Consider the following 15634-nt stretch of genomic DNA (forward strand, 5'->3'; position numbering starts at 1 on the left):
CGCGTCCTTTCCCCGGGGTGCGCAAGGGGCGTTCGTATGCGTTCAAATGCGCAGAGTGTCCCGGATGGCGGCTTCGGCTGTCCGGCTGTGCGGGACGTGTCGGAGGGGGAAGATCCGTATGGGTCCGGCAAGTGGGCCCGGATGGACCTTCCCCATGTGAAGCGGGGGAAACCGCCTCACATGGGAGGGAAAACTGAATTGACGGTACTTCAGGATCGCTTGAGGCGGAACCAGTAGAAGCCGTGCCCCGCGAGCGTCAGCAGATACGGCAGCTCCCCGATCGCCGGGAAACGCACCCCGCCGATCAGTTCCACCGGCCGCATCCCGGAGAACCGGCGCAGGTCCAGCTCGGTCGGCTGGGCGTGCCGCGAGAAGTTGTTCACGCACAGGACCAGGTCGGCGTCGAGTCCCTCCTCGGGGGCGGACTCGCGGAGGAAGGCGAGAACGGCCGAGTTCGAGGACGGCAGTTCGGTGTACGAGCCGAGCCCGAAGGCACGGTTCTGCTTACGGATCTCGATCATCCGCTTCGTCCAGTGGAGCAGCGAGGACGGCGAGGCCATCCCCGCCTCGACGTTCGTCACCTGGTAGCCGTGGACCGGGTCCATGATGGCCGGCAGGTACAGCCGCCCCGGGTCGCAGGAGGAGAAGCCCGCGTTCCGGTCGGGCGTCCACTGCATCGGGGTGCGCACCCCGTCCCGGTCGCCCAGCCAGATGTTGTCGCCCATGCCGATCTCGTCGCCGTAGTAGAGCACCGGTGAGCCCGGCAGCGAGAAGAGCAGCGCGGTGAACAGCTCCATCTGCTTGCGGTCGTTGTCGAGGAGCGGGGCGAGCCGGCGCCGGATGCCGATGTTGGCCCGCATCCGCGGGTCCTTGGCGTACTCGGCGTACATGTAGTCGCGCTCTTCGTCGGTGACCATCTCGAGGGTGAGCTCGTCGTGGTTGCGCAGGAAGATGCCCCACTGGCAGCCGGACGGGATCTCCGGGGTCTTCGCCAGGATCTCGGAGACCGGGTAGCGGGACTCGCGCCGCACCGCCATGAAGATCCGCGGCATCACCGGGAAGTGGAAGGCCATGTGGCACTCGTCGCCGCCCGAGCGGAAGTCGCCGAAGTAGTCGACGACGTCCTCCGGCCACTGGTTGGCCTCGGCGAGCAGCACCGTGTCGGGGTAGTGCTCGTCGATCTCCTTGCGGACCCGCTTGAGGAAGGCGTGGGTGGCGGGCAGGTTCTCGCAGTTGGTGCCCTCCTGCTGGTACAGGTACGGCACCGCGTCGAGCCGGAAGCCGTCGATGCCCAGGTCGAGCCAGAAGCGCAGGCTGGACAGGATCTCCTCCTGGACCGCCGGGTTCTCGTAGTTGAGGTCCGGCTGGTGGGAGAAGAAGCGGTGCCAGTAGTACTGCTTGCGGACCGGGTCGAAGGTCCAGTTGGAGGTCTCCGTGTCGACGAAGATGATCCGGGCGTCCGAGAACTGCTTGTCGTCGTCGGCCCAGACGTAGTAGTCCCCGTAGGGCCCGTCGGGGTCGCTGCGCGACTCCTGGAACCACGGGTGCTGGTCGCTGGTGTGGTTCATGACGAAGTCGATGATCACGCGCATCCCGCGGGCGTGGGCCGCGTCGACGAACTCCACGAAGTCGGCGAGGTCGCCGAACTCGGGCAGCACGGAGGTGTAGTCGGCGACGTCGTAGCCGCCGTCCCGGAGCGGGGACTTGAAGAACGGCGGCAGCCAGAGGCAGTCCACGCCCAGCCACTGGAGGTAGTCCAGGCGGGACGTGATGCCCTTCAGGTCGCCTACTCCGTCTCCGTTGCTGTCCTGGAAGGAGCGGACGAGGACCTCGTAGAAGACCGCCCGCTTGAACCAGTCGGGATCGCGGTCCTTGGCGGGGGTGTCCTCGAAGGTGTCGGGGACGGGTTCGTTGACAGTCATGATGTGGGTGACCCTCCGGTCTGCGGGGACGGTCGCAGGACGAGCACGTGCGCGGGCGTGACGCCCGGCTCTAGGCGCACGTAGTTGTTCCTGCCCCAGTGATAGGTCTCACCGGTGAGCTCGTCGCGCACCGGAACGGTCTCGTGCCAGTCCAGGCCGAGTGCCGGCATGTCCAACGAGACCGTGGCCTCCTGGGTGTGGTGGGGGTCGAGGTTGGCGACCACCAGAACGGTGTTCGAACCGGAGCGCTTGGAGTACGCGATCACGGCGTCGTTGTCGGTCGTGTGGAAGGTCAGGTTCCGCAGCCGGCGCAGGGCGGGGTGCCGGCGTCGGATCCGGTTCAGGGTGGTGATCAGCGGGCTGATCGAGGCACCCGAGCGCTCCGCCGACTCCCAGTCGCGCGGCCGTAGTTGGTACTTCTCGGAGTCCAGGTACTCCTCGCTGCCGTCCCGCAGCGGGGTGCCCTCGCACAGCTCGTACCCGGCGTACATGCCCCAGGTGGGCGAGAGGGTGGCGGCGAGCACCGCCCGCACCTCGAAGGCCGGCCGGCCGCCGGTCTGGAGGTAGGCGTGCAGGATGTCCGGGGTGTTCACGAAGAGGTTGGGCCGCATGTAGGCGGCCGCGTCCCCGGAGAGTTCGGTCAGGTACTCCGTGAGCTCCTCCTTGGTGTTGCGCCAGGTGAAGTACGTGTACGACTGCTGGAAGCCGATCGCGCCCAGGGCGTGCATCAGCGCCGGGCGGGTGAAGGCCTCCGCCAGGAAGATCACGTCGGGGTCGGCGCGGTTGATCTCGCGCAGCACCCGCTCCCAGAACACCACCGGCTTGGTGTGCGGGTTGTCGACCCGGAAGGTGCGCACCCCGTGGTCCATCCAGTGCCGCAGCACCCGGACGGTCTCGGCGACGATCCCGTCCATGCCGTCGCCGGCCCCGTCGAAGTCGATCGGGTAGATGTCCTGGTACTTCTTCGGCGGGTTCTCCGCGTACGCGATCGAGCCGTCCGGGCGGCGCCGGAACCACTCCGGGTGCTTCTCCACCCACGGGTGGTCGGGCGAGCACTGCAGCGCGAAGTCCAGGGCGATCTCCAGGCGCAGTTCGCGGGCCCGGGCGACGAAGGCGTCGAAGTCCTCGATCGTGCCGAGGTCCGGGTGCACCGCGTCGTGGCCGCCCTCCGGCGAGCCGATCGCCCACGGCACCCCGACGTCCTCGGGGCTCGCCGACAGCGAGTTGTTCGGGCCCTTGCGGTGGGTGACGCCGATCGGGTGGATCGGCGGCAGGTAGACCACGTCGAAGCCCATCGCGGCGATCGCCGGCAGCCGCTCGGCGGCCGTCCGGAAGGTGCCGGGCACGGTCCGCCCGCCGACCTCGCGCACGCCCTCGGAGCGCGGGAAGAACTCGTACCAGGAACCGAACAGGGCCCGCTCCCGCTCCACCCGCAGGGGCAACGCGGGGGACTTGGTCAGCAGTTCGCGCAGCGGATGGCGCTCCAGGGCCTGGAGCACCCGGGGCGCGAAGGCCGCCGCGAGCCGGACCGCGGCCGGCCGGGAGTCGTCGCGCAGGGTGTCCGCCACGGCGAGCACCGCCTCGCGCCCGCCACCCTTCTTGGGCACTCCCTTGGCCGCCCGCTCGTGCAGCTCGGCGCCCTCCGCGAGGACCAGCTCCGAGTCGATCCCCGCCGGGATCTTGATCTTCGCGGTATGCCGCCAACTGGTCAGCGGATCGCTCCAGGCCTCGACCGTGTAGGTCCAGGAGCCCTCGGCGTCCGGGGTGACCTCGGCGCCCCACCGGTCGGTACCGGGGGCCAGTTCGCGCATCGGGGTCCAGGGCCCCGGGCGGCCGGACGGGCCGCGCAGCACCACATTGGCGGCGACTGCGTCATGGCCCTCCCGGAAGACGGTGGCCGTGACCTCGAAGGTCTCGCCCACCACCGCCTTCGCGGGGCGGCGGCCGCAGTCGACCAAAGGGCGGACGTCCAGTACGGGAATGCGTCCCATGAGCGGATTCACAGCATCACCTGACGGTTTACGGGGGTGCGGGTGGTGGTGCGCTCTTTGTAGCTCCGTCGACGGCCGGCGGGTTGCGGGCATGACCGCTCCTGTGCGCGTTCACTCGGATGGCGGGTCTGGAGGGAGTACAGCGGGGTACGGGAGGGAGCCTTCCCACGGTTTTCGGGTGGGCAATCCGGCGCTTTGTTAACTACTAGGGCGTAGCCGGGCCGACAAGAACGCGTCCCGGACAAGAAACCGGCCCCGGCCTTGTCGGACGGGGCCGGTTCCCGACGGGCCCGGTCCGTGGCCGCGGACACCGGAGTTCCGATATCGGGCAGGGCCGGCTGACGGGGCGTCCGCTACGGGAGCCCCGGAGCACCCCCGCGGGCCGCGCGCCTCCCCCGCGCGCCGTGGCGGGATCCGTCGCCTTCGCCTAGCCTTCCGCGACGGAACCACGGACGCACAGCGTGGTGCTTCCGCTCCGCTCCGTCACCTCCTGCGAAGGTGGAACACGTGAAGGCAATCCGTCGATTCACCGTGCGCCCCGTCCTCCCCGACACCCTTCGACCCCTCGCCGACCTGGCGCGCAACCTGCGCTGGTCCTGGCACGAACCCACCCGGGAACTCTTCGCCTCCCTCGATCCCGACGGGCACGCCGACGGCGACCCCGTCCGTGTGCTCGGCGGCATCGACGCGGGCCGGCTCGCCGCGCTCGCCGCCGACGAGGACTTCCAAGGCCGGCTGCGGGCCGCCGCCGAGGACCTCGACCGCTACCTCCACGAGCCCCGCTGGTACCAGCGGCAGCCCGGCGAGCCGCCCGCCTCGATCGCGTACTTCTCGCCCGAGTTCGGCGTCACCGACGCCCTGCCCCAGTACTCCGGCGGCCTCGGCATCCTCGCCGGCGACCACCTCAAGGCCGCCAGCGACCTCGGCGTCCCGCTCATCGGCGTCGGACTGCTCTACCGCCACGGCTACTTCCGCCAGTCCCTCTCCCGCGACGGCTGGCAGCAGGAGCACTACCCCGTCCTCGACCCGGGCGAGCTCCCCGTCACCCTGCTCCGCGAACCCGACGGCACCCCCGCCCGGGTCACCCTCGCCCTGCCCGGCGGCCGCAGCCTGCACGCCCACCTGTGGATCGCCCAGGTCGGCCGCGTCCCGCTGCTCATGCTCGACTCCGACGTCGAGGAGAACGCCCCCGGCGAACGCGAGGTCACCGACCGGCTCTACGGCGGGGGCAGCGAACACCGGCTGCTGCAGGAGATGCTGCTCGGCATCGGCGGCGTCCGCGCCGTCCGCACCTGGTGCCGGCTCACCGGCACCCCCGCGCCCGAGGTCTTCCACACCAACGAGGGCCACGCCGGACTCCTCGGCCTCGAACGCATCCGCGAACTCGCCGGAGACGGACTCGACTTCGACGCCGCCCTGGAGACCGTACGGGCCGGCACCGTGTTCACCACCCACACCCCCGTCCCGGCCGGCATCGACCGCTTCGACCGGGCCCTGATCGCCCGCCACCTCGGCGAGGACGGCGAACTCCCCGGCCTCGACGTGGGCCGGATCCTCGCCCTCGGCGACGAGACCCCGCTCGGCGGCGAACCCGGCGTCTTCAACATGGCCGCCATGGGCCTGCGGCTCGCCCAGCGCGCCAACGGCGTCTCCACCCTGCACGGCGCCGTCAGCCGCGCCATGTTCGCCGGACTGTGGCCCGGCTTCGACGGCGACGAGATCCCCCTCACCTCCATCACCAACGGCGTCCACGCCCCCACCTGGACCGCCCCCGAGGTGGCCCGGCTCGGCCCCGACACCGACGACCGCACCCTGTGGGAGCTCCGCCGCACCCTGCGCGAACGGCTCGTCACCGACGTACGGCAGCGACTGCGCGCCTCCTGGCGGCAGCGCGGCGCGGCAGCCGCCGAACTCGGCTGGACCGACACCGTCCTCGACCCCGACGTCCTCACCATCGGCTTCGCCCGCCGCGTCCCCTCGTACAAGCGCCTCACCCTGATGCTGCGCGACAAGGACCGGCTGCGCGCCCTGCTCCTCCACCCCGAGCGGCCCGTCCAGCTCGTGGTCGCGGGCAAGGCCCACCCCGCCGACGACGGCGGCAAGAAGCTCGTCCAGGAACTCGTCCGCTTCGCCGACGACCCGCGGGTGCGCCACCGGATCGTCTTCCTGCCCGACTACGGCATGGCCATGGCCCGCGGGCTCTACCCCGGCTGCGACGTCTGGCTCAACAACCCGCTGCGCCCCCTGGAGGCCTGCGGCACCAGCGGGATGAAGGCCGCCCTCAACGGCTGCCTCAACCTCTCCGTCCTGGACGGCTGGTGGGACGAGTGGTTCGAGCCCGACTTCGGCTGGGCCATCCCCACCGCCGACGGGGCCGCCGCCCTCGACGAGGACCGCCGCGACGACCTGGAGGCCGCCGCGCTCTACGAGCTCATCGAGCGCCGCGTCGCCCCCCGCTTCTACGACCGGGGCCCCGACGGGGTGCCGGCCGGCTGGACCGCGATGGTCCGGCGCACCCTGACCGACCTCGGCCCCAAGGTGCTCGCCGACCGGATGGTGCGGGAGTACGTGACCCGGCTCTACGCCCCCGCGGCCGCCGCCCACCGGGCGCTCGGCCCCGCCGAGGCCCGCGACCTCGCCGCCTGGAAGGCCCGGGTGCGCGGCGCCTGGCCGAAGGTCTCCGTCGACCACGTCGAGGTCGGCGACGACCTGGAGGACGCCGAACTCGGCGCCACCCCCGCGCTCCGCGTCCGCGTCGCCCTCGGCGAACTGACCCCCGACGACGTCGAGGTCCAGGTCGTCACCGGCCGGGTGGACCCCGACGACCGGCTCCTCGACCCCCGCACCACCGTCCTCAAGCCCGCCGCGGGCCCGGACCTGGAAGGCCGGGTCCCCTACGCCGGCGCCCTCTCCCTGGACCGCACGGGCCCCTTCGGCTGCACGGTCCGCGTCCTGCCCAGCCACCGCCTGCTCGCCCACCCGGCCGAACCGGGCCTGGTGACCCTGCCGTCGGAGACCGGCGCCGCCGAGAACGGGGGAGTCATCCTGCGCTAGCCCGGGTCCTGGCCGGGCGGCTCACGGCAGCTCCGCCCGGTCCACGAGCCGCCCGTCGACGAAGCAGAGCCGGTACACCGGGATCGCGGCGAGCAACGTCGTCCGGTAGTACAGGCACTCGTCCATCCCGGGCGGCTCCGCCGGAGCCCGCTGCGGGCGCCCGTCCAGGGGCCGGTCGGGCAGCCGCTCGGCGAGCTCCGAGCGGGACTGCCCGAGCCGGAGCCGGGCGTAGTCCTCCGGCTCCAGATACGACTGGTGCTGGGTGTAGAGCGCGACGCCCGTCATCAGCACGCCGAGCGCGCCCAGCAGGGCGAGCGGGATCCAGATCGCCCGGGCGAGCCCGCGCCGCACCTCGCGGCGGGCCCGGTCCAGCTCCCGCGCCGACCGGGGTGCCGCGGGCCGCGGCGCGGGCGTGCGCAGCGGCAGTGCGGCGGACAGCTCGAAGCCGCCCTCCTCGGTGGCCCGCCGGCCCAGCGTGCCGCCCGCGAGGCGCACCCGCTCCTCCAGACCGACCAGTCCGGTCCCGCCGGACGCGAGCCCGGAACGTCCGGGCCCCGCGGGGCCGCTGGCGACCCGGACCCGCACCCCGGCCGCCCCGTCCCCGGCGGCGGCCCCCTCGACGACGACCGCGACCGGCGCCCCCGGCGCGTGCTTGGCGGCGTTGGTGAGCCCCTCCTGCACCACCCGGTGCAGGGCCCGCGCGGTCATCTCCGCGAGCGGCACCGCTCCCGCCCGGTCCACGAGCTCGACCGCCATCCCGGAGGCCCGCGCCCGCGCGACCAGCTCCGCGACCGTCTCGCCCGGCGGGGTGACCGGCGCCCCCGCCGCCTCGTCCTCGCCCTCGCGCAGCACCCCGATGATGTCCCGCAGCCGTTCCGTCGCACCGGCCGCCGCCCGGCGCAGCTCGCCCGCCGCCTCCTGCTGGGCGGGGCCGAGCGCCGGGTCCACCTCGAGGGCGCCCGCCCGCAGCGCGATGAGGGCCAGGTCGTGGCCGAGCGAGTCGTGCATGTCGCCGGCGATCCGGGACCGCTCCCGCAGCCGCTCCCGGTCGGCGACGGCCGCCTGCTCGCGCTCCATCCGGTCGGCCAGCTCCCAGCCGCTGCGCACCAGCCGGTCGTACTGGCGCACATAACGCCCGATCAGCCAGGGCGCCACCACCGCGAGGGCCAGCGAGAGCACCAGCGCGAACCAGGCCGTCAGCGGCCGGCCGGTCAGCCGGACCAGCACGAGGCCCACCAGCGGCACCGCCCCGAACAGCCACAGCGCGGGACGCGTCGCCTCCTGCCGGCGCCCGGCGAGATAGCCGAAGGCGACCAGGGCGAGCACGTACGCCGGGGTGAACAGCTCGGGACTCGTCGCCAGGGAGACGGCGACGGCGAGGGCCGGCGGGGCCGTGGGCCACCGCCGCCCGAGCGCCACGCACACCGCGAGCAGCGCCGTGCCCACCGCCGCCCGGGGCCAGGAACCGCCGTCGTCGGGGCCCGAGAACAGAAGCACGGGGACGCTCAGGAGCAGCCACAGCGCGAGGTCGAAGACCCGCTCGCGGAGCCGCTCACGCATCGGGCACCAGCCCCGCCTCGTACGCGAGGATCGCCAGCTGCACCCGGTTGCGCAGCCCGATCCGCCCGAGGACGGCGCTGACGTGGGCCTTCACCGTGCCCTCGACGACGTGCAGCCGGGCGGCGATCTCCTGGTTCGACAGGCCCGCCCCGACGAGGGCGACCACCTCCCGCTCGCGCCCGGTCAGCGGGGCGAGCCGGGCGCGGGCCGCGGCCGCCCGGGAGAACCGCTCGCCGCCCAGCGTGTCGATGACCCGGCGGGCGACGGCGGGGGAGAGGAAGGCGGCGCCCTCGGCCACCGCCCGCACCCCGGCGAGCAGTTCCCGCGGGTCCCCGGACTTCAGCAGGAAGCCGCTCACCCCGCTGCCGAGCGCCCGCGCGATGTACGCGTCCTCGGAGAAGGTGGTGAGCATGACGACGGCCGCACCGGGCACGGCCCGCCGCAGCTCCTCGGCCGCGCCGAGCCCGTCGAGCCGGGGCATCCGGATGTCGAGCAGCACGACGTCGGGCCGGTGCACCCGGGCGAGCTCCACGGCCTCGTGGCCGTCGCCGGCCTCGGCGACCACCTCGACGCCCGGGTCGGCGGCGAGGATCGCCCGCACCCCGGCCCTGATCATCGCCTCGTCGTCGGCCAGCAGCACCCTGATCATCCCGCCACCCTACGCAGACGCGCGGACGCCCGGAGGGAACGTTCCCTCCGGGCGTCCGCCGGTTCGGCTCAGTTCGGCTCGGGGCCGCTCTCCCGGTTAGGGGAAGGTCAGCTTGAAGCTGTTGATGTAGCCGGTGTCGATCGAGGCCTTGTCCTGGACGCGGAGCTTCCAGACGCCGTTGGCGACCTCGGAGGAGGCGTTCACGGTGTAGGTCTGGTTGATGTTGTCCGCGCTGCCGCCGGTCCGGTTGTGCAGGTTGTAGACCGAGCCGTCGGGGGCGATGAGGTCGACCACGAGGTCACCGATGTAGGTGTGGACGATGTTCACACCGACGGAGAGGTTGCTCGGGGCGTTGCCGGTGACGCCGGAGACGGTCAGCGACGAGGTCACCGCGGCGCCGTTGTCCGGGATGGACACGTCGGTGTCGTTGGTGAAGACCGTGCCGCCGCCGGGGCCACCGGGACGGGAGCCGACGTTGATGGCGGCCCAGGCGTTCTGGACGGCCGTGACCTCGGCGCTGTTGGCGCCGTAGAGGTCGGTGGCGGCCGCGACGGTGCCGGTGCGGGCACCGGCGTAGTCGGTGTTCGAGCTGAACTTGGTGGCGAGCGCCTTGAACCAGATCGCCGCGGCCTTGTCGCGGCCGATGCCGGTGACGGGCAGGCCGTCGGAGGTCGGCGAGTCGTAGTTCACGCCGTTGACGGTCTTGGCGCCGCTGCCCTCGGAGAGCAGGTAGAAGAAGTGGTTCGCCGGGCCCGAGGAGTAGTGGACGTCGATGGAGCCGATGCCCGAGTACCACGCGTCCTTGGACGAGCCGTCCTTGCTCGGCTTGTCCATGTAGCGCAGCGGGGTGCCGTTGCCGCGGATGTCGATCTTCTCGCCGACCAGGTAGTCGCCCGGGTCGGACGCGTTGTTGGCGTAGAACTCGACGGCCGCCGCCATGATGTCCGAGGTGGCCTCGTTGAGGCCGCCGGACTCACCGCTGTAGACCAGGCCGGCGGTGTTGGAGGTGACGCCGTGCGTCATCTCGTGGGCGGCCACGTCGATGGACGTGAGCGGCTTGGTGTTGCCGGAGCCGTCGCCGTAGGTCATGCAGAAGCAGGAGTCCGACCAGAACGCGTTGACGTACGCGTTGCCGTAGTGGACCCGGGAGTACGCGCCGACGCCGTCACCGCGGATGCCGGTGCGGCCCTGCACGTTCTTGTAGTAGTCCCAGGTGAGCGCGGCGCCGTAGTGCGCGTCGGCACCCGCGGTCTCCTTGTTGGACGTGGTCCCGTTGCCCCACACGTCGGTGGTGTTGCTGAACAGCGTGCCGGTGCCGGACGTACCGCCGTTGAGGTTGTACGTCTTGTGGTTGCCGCGGCCGGTGTCCGTCAGGGTGTACGACGGGGCGGTGCCGAGGGTGACCTGGCCGCTGTACTGCGTGTTGCCGACGCCGGTCTCGATGGCCTGCCACTCGTACAGCTTGGCGCCGGTCTTGGCGTCCGTGACGACGTGCAGCTCGCTCGGGGTGCCGTCGTGCTGGGTGCCGCCGACGACGGTCTCGTAGGCGAGCACGGGGGTGCCCTTGGCGGCCCAGACGACCTTGCGCGGGGCGCGGTCGGTCGTGGCCTTCTTGGCGCCCTGGGCGGTCGCGCGGCCCAGCGCCTGCTTCTCGGCCGTGGCCGGGGCGAGGCTGGCGGCCGTGTCGACCTTGCTGATGTCGGCGCGGGTGGCCTTGGAGACGGAGGCGGTGGCGCCCGCCTTGGTCTCCTCGACGATCAGGTCGCCGCCGAGGACCGGGAGGCCCGCGAAGGTGCGCTCGTAGCGCGTGTGGGTCGTGCCGTCGCGGTCCTGGACGACGTCGCGGACGACGAGCTTCTCCTGGGCGCCGAGGCCGAGCTGCTTGGCCGTCGCGGCGGAGTCCGCCTGGGCGGCGCGGATCAGCGCGGCACGCTGGGCCGGGGAGAGGTCGGCGGGCAGCTTGCCCGGGTTGGCCTTCCCGGCGGCCTGGGCCTTGGGCGCCGCGCCGAGCTGGTCGGCGGTGGCGGAACCGGTCTGGACGCCGACGGCGATCATGGCGGCGGCAGCGATCAGGGCGCCGGTCGCGGTGGCGCGACGGCTGGGCGTGGATCTCACGCAGACTCCTTTTGCGAGGGGGGTACCGGGAGCGCTGGGTGACGCCGCCCGGGCAGAGCAAACAGAGCTGTGGAGCACGTGCTGGGGAACACGTTCGGGTGATGCGTTGAACGTCGGTGCGAAGAGCCGGGGGAGAGAGTGGCAGTTGTGGCCACCTCCTGTCAGGAGCGCGTCAATAACTTGGCCGGAAATCGTCCGTTGCCCGTACGTCGCTGTTCGTTAACCGAACGTTTCAATACTGCGAACGGTGCCTTCGCCGGACCCCCGGCGGTTTCCTGCCCTGGGCACTTCCGGCTGGCCGTCCGCCGTCCCGTCCGACGCCGCAGCGCCCTTTGCCATCCACGCCTTGAGACGCCGCGCCCCCGCCGAGCGGGCGCCGGCGGGGGCTCGTGCCCGGTCCTCGATCTCGACCGGATCACGGCCCCCGGGCCCGCCGACGGACGTCACTTCGGATACGTTCCGCCCGCGCCGGTCCTGCCGGGGCCGCCCCGTACGGCCTCGCGGCGCGGGGGTCTGCGGCGTTCGCGGCGAAGAGGCGCACGGACGGCCGAAAACGGGCGGGTGCGTCAGCCCACCAGGCTGTCCCTCCAGGCCCGGTGCAGACCCGCGTAATGCCCCTCGCCGCCGACCAGGGCGGCCGGCGAGCCGTCCTCCACCACCCGGCCCGCCTCCATCACCAGGACCCGGTCGGCGACCTCGACCGTGGAAAGGCGGTGTGCGATGACCACCGCCGTACGGCCCGCGAGCACCGTGTCCATCGCCCGCTGCACCGCCCGCTCGCCCGGCACGTCCAGCGAGCTGGTCGCCTCGTCCAGGATCAGCACCGCCGGATCCGCGAGCAACGCGCGCGCGAAGGCCACGAGTTGCCGCTGGCCCGCGGAGATCCGGCCGCCCCGCTTGCGTACGTCGGTGTCGTAGCCGTCCGGGAGGGCCGCGATGAACTCGTGCGCGCCGATCGCCTTCGCCGCCTGCTCGATCTCCTCGCGGCTCGCTTCCGGGCGCCCGATCGCGATGTTCTCCGCGACCGTCCCCGAGAACAGGAACGCCTCCTGCGTCACCATCACCACGCCCCGCCGCAGTTCGGACGTGGCGAGGTCGCGCAGATCGGTGCCGTCGAGCAGCACCCGGCCCTCCGTCGGGTCGTAGAAGCGGGCGAGCAGCTTCGCGAGGGTCGACTTGCCCGCGCCCGTCGCACCCACGACGGCGACCGTCTGGCCCGCCGGGATCGTCAGGTCGAAGCGCGGCAGCACCTCGCCGCCCGTCCGGTAGGCGAACCGGACGCCCTCGAAGACCACCTCGCGCCCCGCCCCGCCGGTCCGCGCCGGAAGCTCCCGGGGCGCGGCCGCCTCCGGGACCCCCGGCTCCTGCGCCAGCAGCCCCGCGATCTTCGCCAGCGAGGCCGCCGCCGCCTCGTAGGAGTTGAGGAACATGCCCAGCCGGTCGATCGGGTCGTAGAGCCGCCGCACGTACAGCACCGCCGCCGCCAGCACCCCCAGCTCCAGGGTGCCGCCCGCCACCCGGTACGCGCCCCACAGGCACATGCCGGCCACCGCGGTGTTCGCCACCAGACGGGAGCCCACCACATAGCGGGCCATCTCCAGGAACGCGTCGCCGTTGCTGCGCTCGTGCCGCGCGTTGAGGGCCGCGAACTCGGCGTCGTTGACCCGCTCCCGGCGGAAGACCCGCACCGGCCGGATCCCGTTCATCGTCTCCGCGAACTTCACGATCACCCCGGCGATGGCCGTGGAGCGGACCGCGAACACCTCCGCCGAGCGGCGCCGGTAGCTCACCACCAGCAGATACAGCGGGCCGAACGAGGCCACCGCGACCGCGCCGATGCCCAGGTCGAGCCAGAGCAGCACGACCGAGATCGACACGAAGGACAGCACCACCCCGATCAGCTCCTGGAGCCCCTCGGCCAGCAGCTCGCGCAGCGACTCGACATCCGTCGTGGAGCGGGAGATCAGCCGGCCCGAGGTGTAGCGCTCGTGGAAGTCGACGCTGAGCGCCTGCGCGTGCCGGAAGATCCGCCCGCGCAGGTCGAGCAGCACGTCCTGGTTGACCCGGGCGGCCACCCGGACGAACGCGTACTGCAGCAGCGCCCCGGCCGCCGCGCACACCAGATAGCCGACGGCCACCGCGAGGACCGGGCCGTGGTCCCCGGCCCGGAAGGCCGGCACGCCCCGGTCGATCGCGTACGCCACGAGCAGCGGGCCCGCCTGGAGCGCCGCCTGCTGGACGAGCAGCACCAGCGCCGCCAGCGTCACCCGGAGGCGGTGCGCGCGCAGCAGGTCGCGCAGCAGCCGGCCGGTGGCGCCGCGGGCGGTGGGCAGGTCGTCCTGGTCGAAGGGGTCGGCGGCGGCCACCGGGTCCTGGCCCCCCACGGGGGTGGCGTCCGGAGCCTGGGCGGCCGCCGTCTCCTTGGTCGTGTCCGTCATCGGGGCCCCCGGTCCTCGTCGCTCTCGCCGGACATCAGCCAGGCGTACTCGGCGTTCGCTCGCAGCAGTTCGTGGTGGGTGCCGACGGCCGCGATCCGGCCCCCGGACAGCAGCGCCACCCGGTCGGCCAGCAGCACCGTCGACGGGCGGTGCGCCACCACGAGGGCGGTCGTGTCGCGCAGCACCTCCCGCAGCGCCGCCTCGACCTTCGCCTCGGTGTGCACGTCGAGCGCCGACAGCGGGTCGTCGAGGACCAGGAAGCGGGGCCGGCCGACGACCGCGCGGGCCAGGGCCAGGCGCTGCCGCTGGCCGCCCGACAGGCTCAGGCCCTGCTCGCCGACCTGGGTCGCGGCGCCCTCGGAGAGGCGCCCCACGAAGCCCTCCGCCTGGGCCACGGCGAGCGCACGGGCCAGCTCGGGACCGGCCGTGCCCTCGTCGGCGTCCGCCAGGCCCATGAGGACGTTCTCGCCGATGCTCGCCGAGAACAGGGTCGGCTCCTCGAAGGCCATGGAGACCAGGGAGCGCAGCCGCTCCCGCGGCATCGCGGTGATGTCCTCGCCGTCCAGCAGGATCCGCCCGCCGCTCGCCTCGTGCAGGCGCGGTACGAGGGCGGTGAGCGTGGTCTTGCCCGAGCCGGTGCCGCCGACCAGGGCCAGCGTCTCGCCCGGGCGGATGTGCAGGTCGACGCCGTCCAGGACCGGCGGGGCGTCCGCGGGCGCGTCCGGGTAGCGGAAGGAGACGTTCTCGAACCGCACCCCGTCGGGCACCGGGGCCGCGCCGACGGCCCGGCCGGGAACCGTCCGCGTCTCCTCGGGGGCGTCCATGACCTCGAAGTACCGTTCCGTCGCCGTCACCGCCTCCTGGCTCATCGCCAGCAGGAAGCCGATCGACTCCACCGGCCAGCGCAGCGCGAGCGCCGTCGAAAGGAACGCCACCAGCGTGCCCGCGGACAGGTCCCCGTCGGCGACCTGCACCGTGCCGAACACCAGCGCCGCGCCCACGGCCAGCTCCGGCAGCAGGGTGTTCACCGCCCAGATCCAGGCGAGCAGCCGGGCCTTGCCCAGCTCCGTGCCGCGCAGCCGCCGCGCGAGGGTGCGGAAGGCCTCCGCCTGGCTGCGGTGCCGGCCGAAACCCTTCACGATCCGGATGCCGAGCACGCTCTCCTCGACCACCGTCGTCAGATCGCCCACCTGGTCCTGCGCCCGCCTGGTCACCACCGCGTAGCGCCGCTCGAAGAGCGAGCAGAGGATGACCATCGGCGCGACCGGGCCGAGCAGCACCAGGCCCAGCGTCCAGTCCTGGGCGAACAGCACCGCGTAGCCCGCCAGGATCGTCACGCCGTTGACCAGCAGGAAGGTCAGCGGGAAGGCGAGGAAGAGCCGGACGATCATCAGGTCCGTGGTGGCGCGGGACAGCAGCTGGCCCGATGCCCAGCGGTCGTGGAAGGCGAGCGGCAGCCGCTGCAGCCGGGCGTAGAGACCGGCCCGCATCCCCGCCTCGACCCCGGCCAACGGGCGCGCCACCAGCCAGCGCCGCAGACCGAAGAGCCCCGCCTCGGTGATCCCGAGCAGCAGCAGGTACAGCGCGCCGAACCACACCCCGGTCGAGTCGCCGGCCGCGACGGGCCCGTCCACCAGCCACTTGAGGACCAGCGGGATGACGAGAGACAGACAGGAGGCGACGATCGCGACGGCCGCGGCGAGGAACAGCCGCGCCCGCACCGGCCGTACGTACGGCCACAGGCGCAGCAGGGTGCGCACCGCCGAGCGCCGCGCGGAGGCCGGGGATTCCTTGGTGGGTACATGTTCAGTGGGCATCAGGCCCGAGCCTACGGTTCGCTCCTGACGGGCTCACATGGTTTTCCGGCCGCGGCGGTGCGCCCAGCGTCAACGAGCCGTGCGCTCG

The 15634-nt window shown here is 72.9% G+C and carries 8 protein-coding genes; 1 reads left to right on the plus strand and 7 read right to left on the minus strand.

From position 1 onward, the window contains the following. Positions 1 to 209 precede the first annotated feature (209 nt). The gene (gene treS / locus ACH414_RS09380; protein ID WP_382538073.1) at positions 210 to 1922 is read right to left on the minus strand and encodes a maltose alpha-D-glucosyltransferase; all 1713 of its coding nucleotides are present in this window, start codon (positions 1920 to 1922) and stop codon (positions 210 to 212) included. Next, on the minus strand, positions 1919 to 3913 hold the full coding sequence (locus tag ACH414_RS09385) for an alpha-1,4-glucan--maltose-1-phosphate maltosyltransferase (RefSeq protein ID WP_398941352.1): 1995 nt from the start codon (positions 3911 to 3913) through the stop codon (positions 1919 to 1921). The genes treS and ACH414_RS09385 overlap by 4 nt, the downstream gene beginning before the upstream one ends. 507 nt (positions 3914 to 4420) lie before the next feature. Between ACH414_RS09385 and glgP the strand changes: the two genes are divergently transcribed. Then, positions 4421 to 6967 carry an alpha-glucan family phosphorylase gene (gene glgP, locus ACH414_RS09390; RefSeq protein ID WP_382538078.1) on the plus strand — a complete coding sequence of 849 codons (2547 nt, stop codon included), beginning with the start codon at positions 4421 to 4423 and terminating at the stop codon, positions 6965 to 6967. 21 nt (positions 6968 to 6988) lie between these two features. Here the strand turns inward: glgP and ACH414_RS09395 are convergent, their stop codons facing one another. The 5 genes from ACH414_RS09395 to ACH414_RS09415 all read right to left on the minus strand — a co-directional run bounded on the left by ACH414_RS09395 (position 6989) and on the right by ACH414_RS09415 (position 15546). Further along, the gene (locus ACH414_RS09395) at positions 6989 to 8527 is read right to left on the minus strand and encodes a histidine kinase (protein WP_382538081.1); all 1539 of its coding nucleotides are present in this window, start codon (positions 8525 to 8527) and stop codon (positions 6989 to 6991) included. After that, on the minus strand, positions 8520 to 9176 hold the full coding sequence (locus ACH414_RS09400) for a response regulator (RefSeq protein WP_382538084.1): 657 nt from the start codon (positions 9174 to 9176) through the stop codon (positions 8520 to 8522). The genes ACH414_RS09395 and ACH414_RS09400 overlap by 8 nt, the downstream gene beginning before the upstream one ends. Positions 9177 to 9272: 96 nt before the next feature. Next, positions 9273 to 11291 (minus strand): M4 family metallopeptidase, encoded by a 2019-nt coding sequence (locus tag ACH414_RS09405; protein WP_382538087.1) that lies wholly within the window; start codon positions 11289 to 11291, stop codon positions 9273 to 9275. A 566-nt stretch (positions 11292 to 11857) separates the two neighbouring features. Then, on the minus strand, positions 11858 to 13729 hold the full coding sequence (locus ACH414_RS09410; protein WP_398941355.1) for an ABC transporter ATP-binding protein: 1872 nt from the start codon (positions 13727 to 13729) through the stop codon (positions 11858 to 11860). Next, on the minus strand, positions 13726 to 15546 hold the full coding sequence (locus tag ACH414_RS09415; protein ID WP_398941357.1) for an ABC transporter ATP-binding protein: 1821 nt from the start codon (positions 15544 to 15546) through the stop codon (positions 13726 to 13728). The genes ACH414_RS09410 and ACH414_RS09415 overlap by 4 nt, the downstream gene beginning before the upstream one ends. Between the last annotated feature and the right edge of the window lie 88 nt (positions 15547 to 15634).

The sequence above is a fragment of the Streptomyces sp. NPDC020422 genome (assembly GCF_044386705.1).
GTDB lineage: Bacteria > Actinomycetota > Actinomycetes > Streptomycetales > Streptomycetaceae > Streptomyces.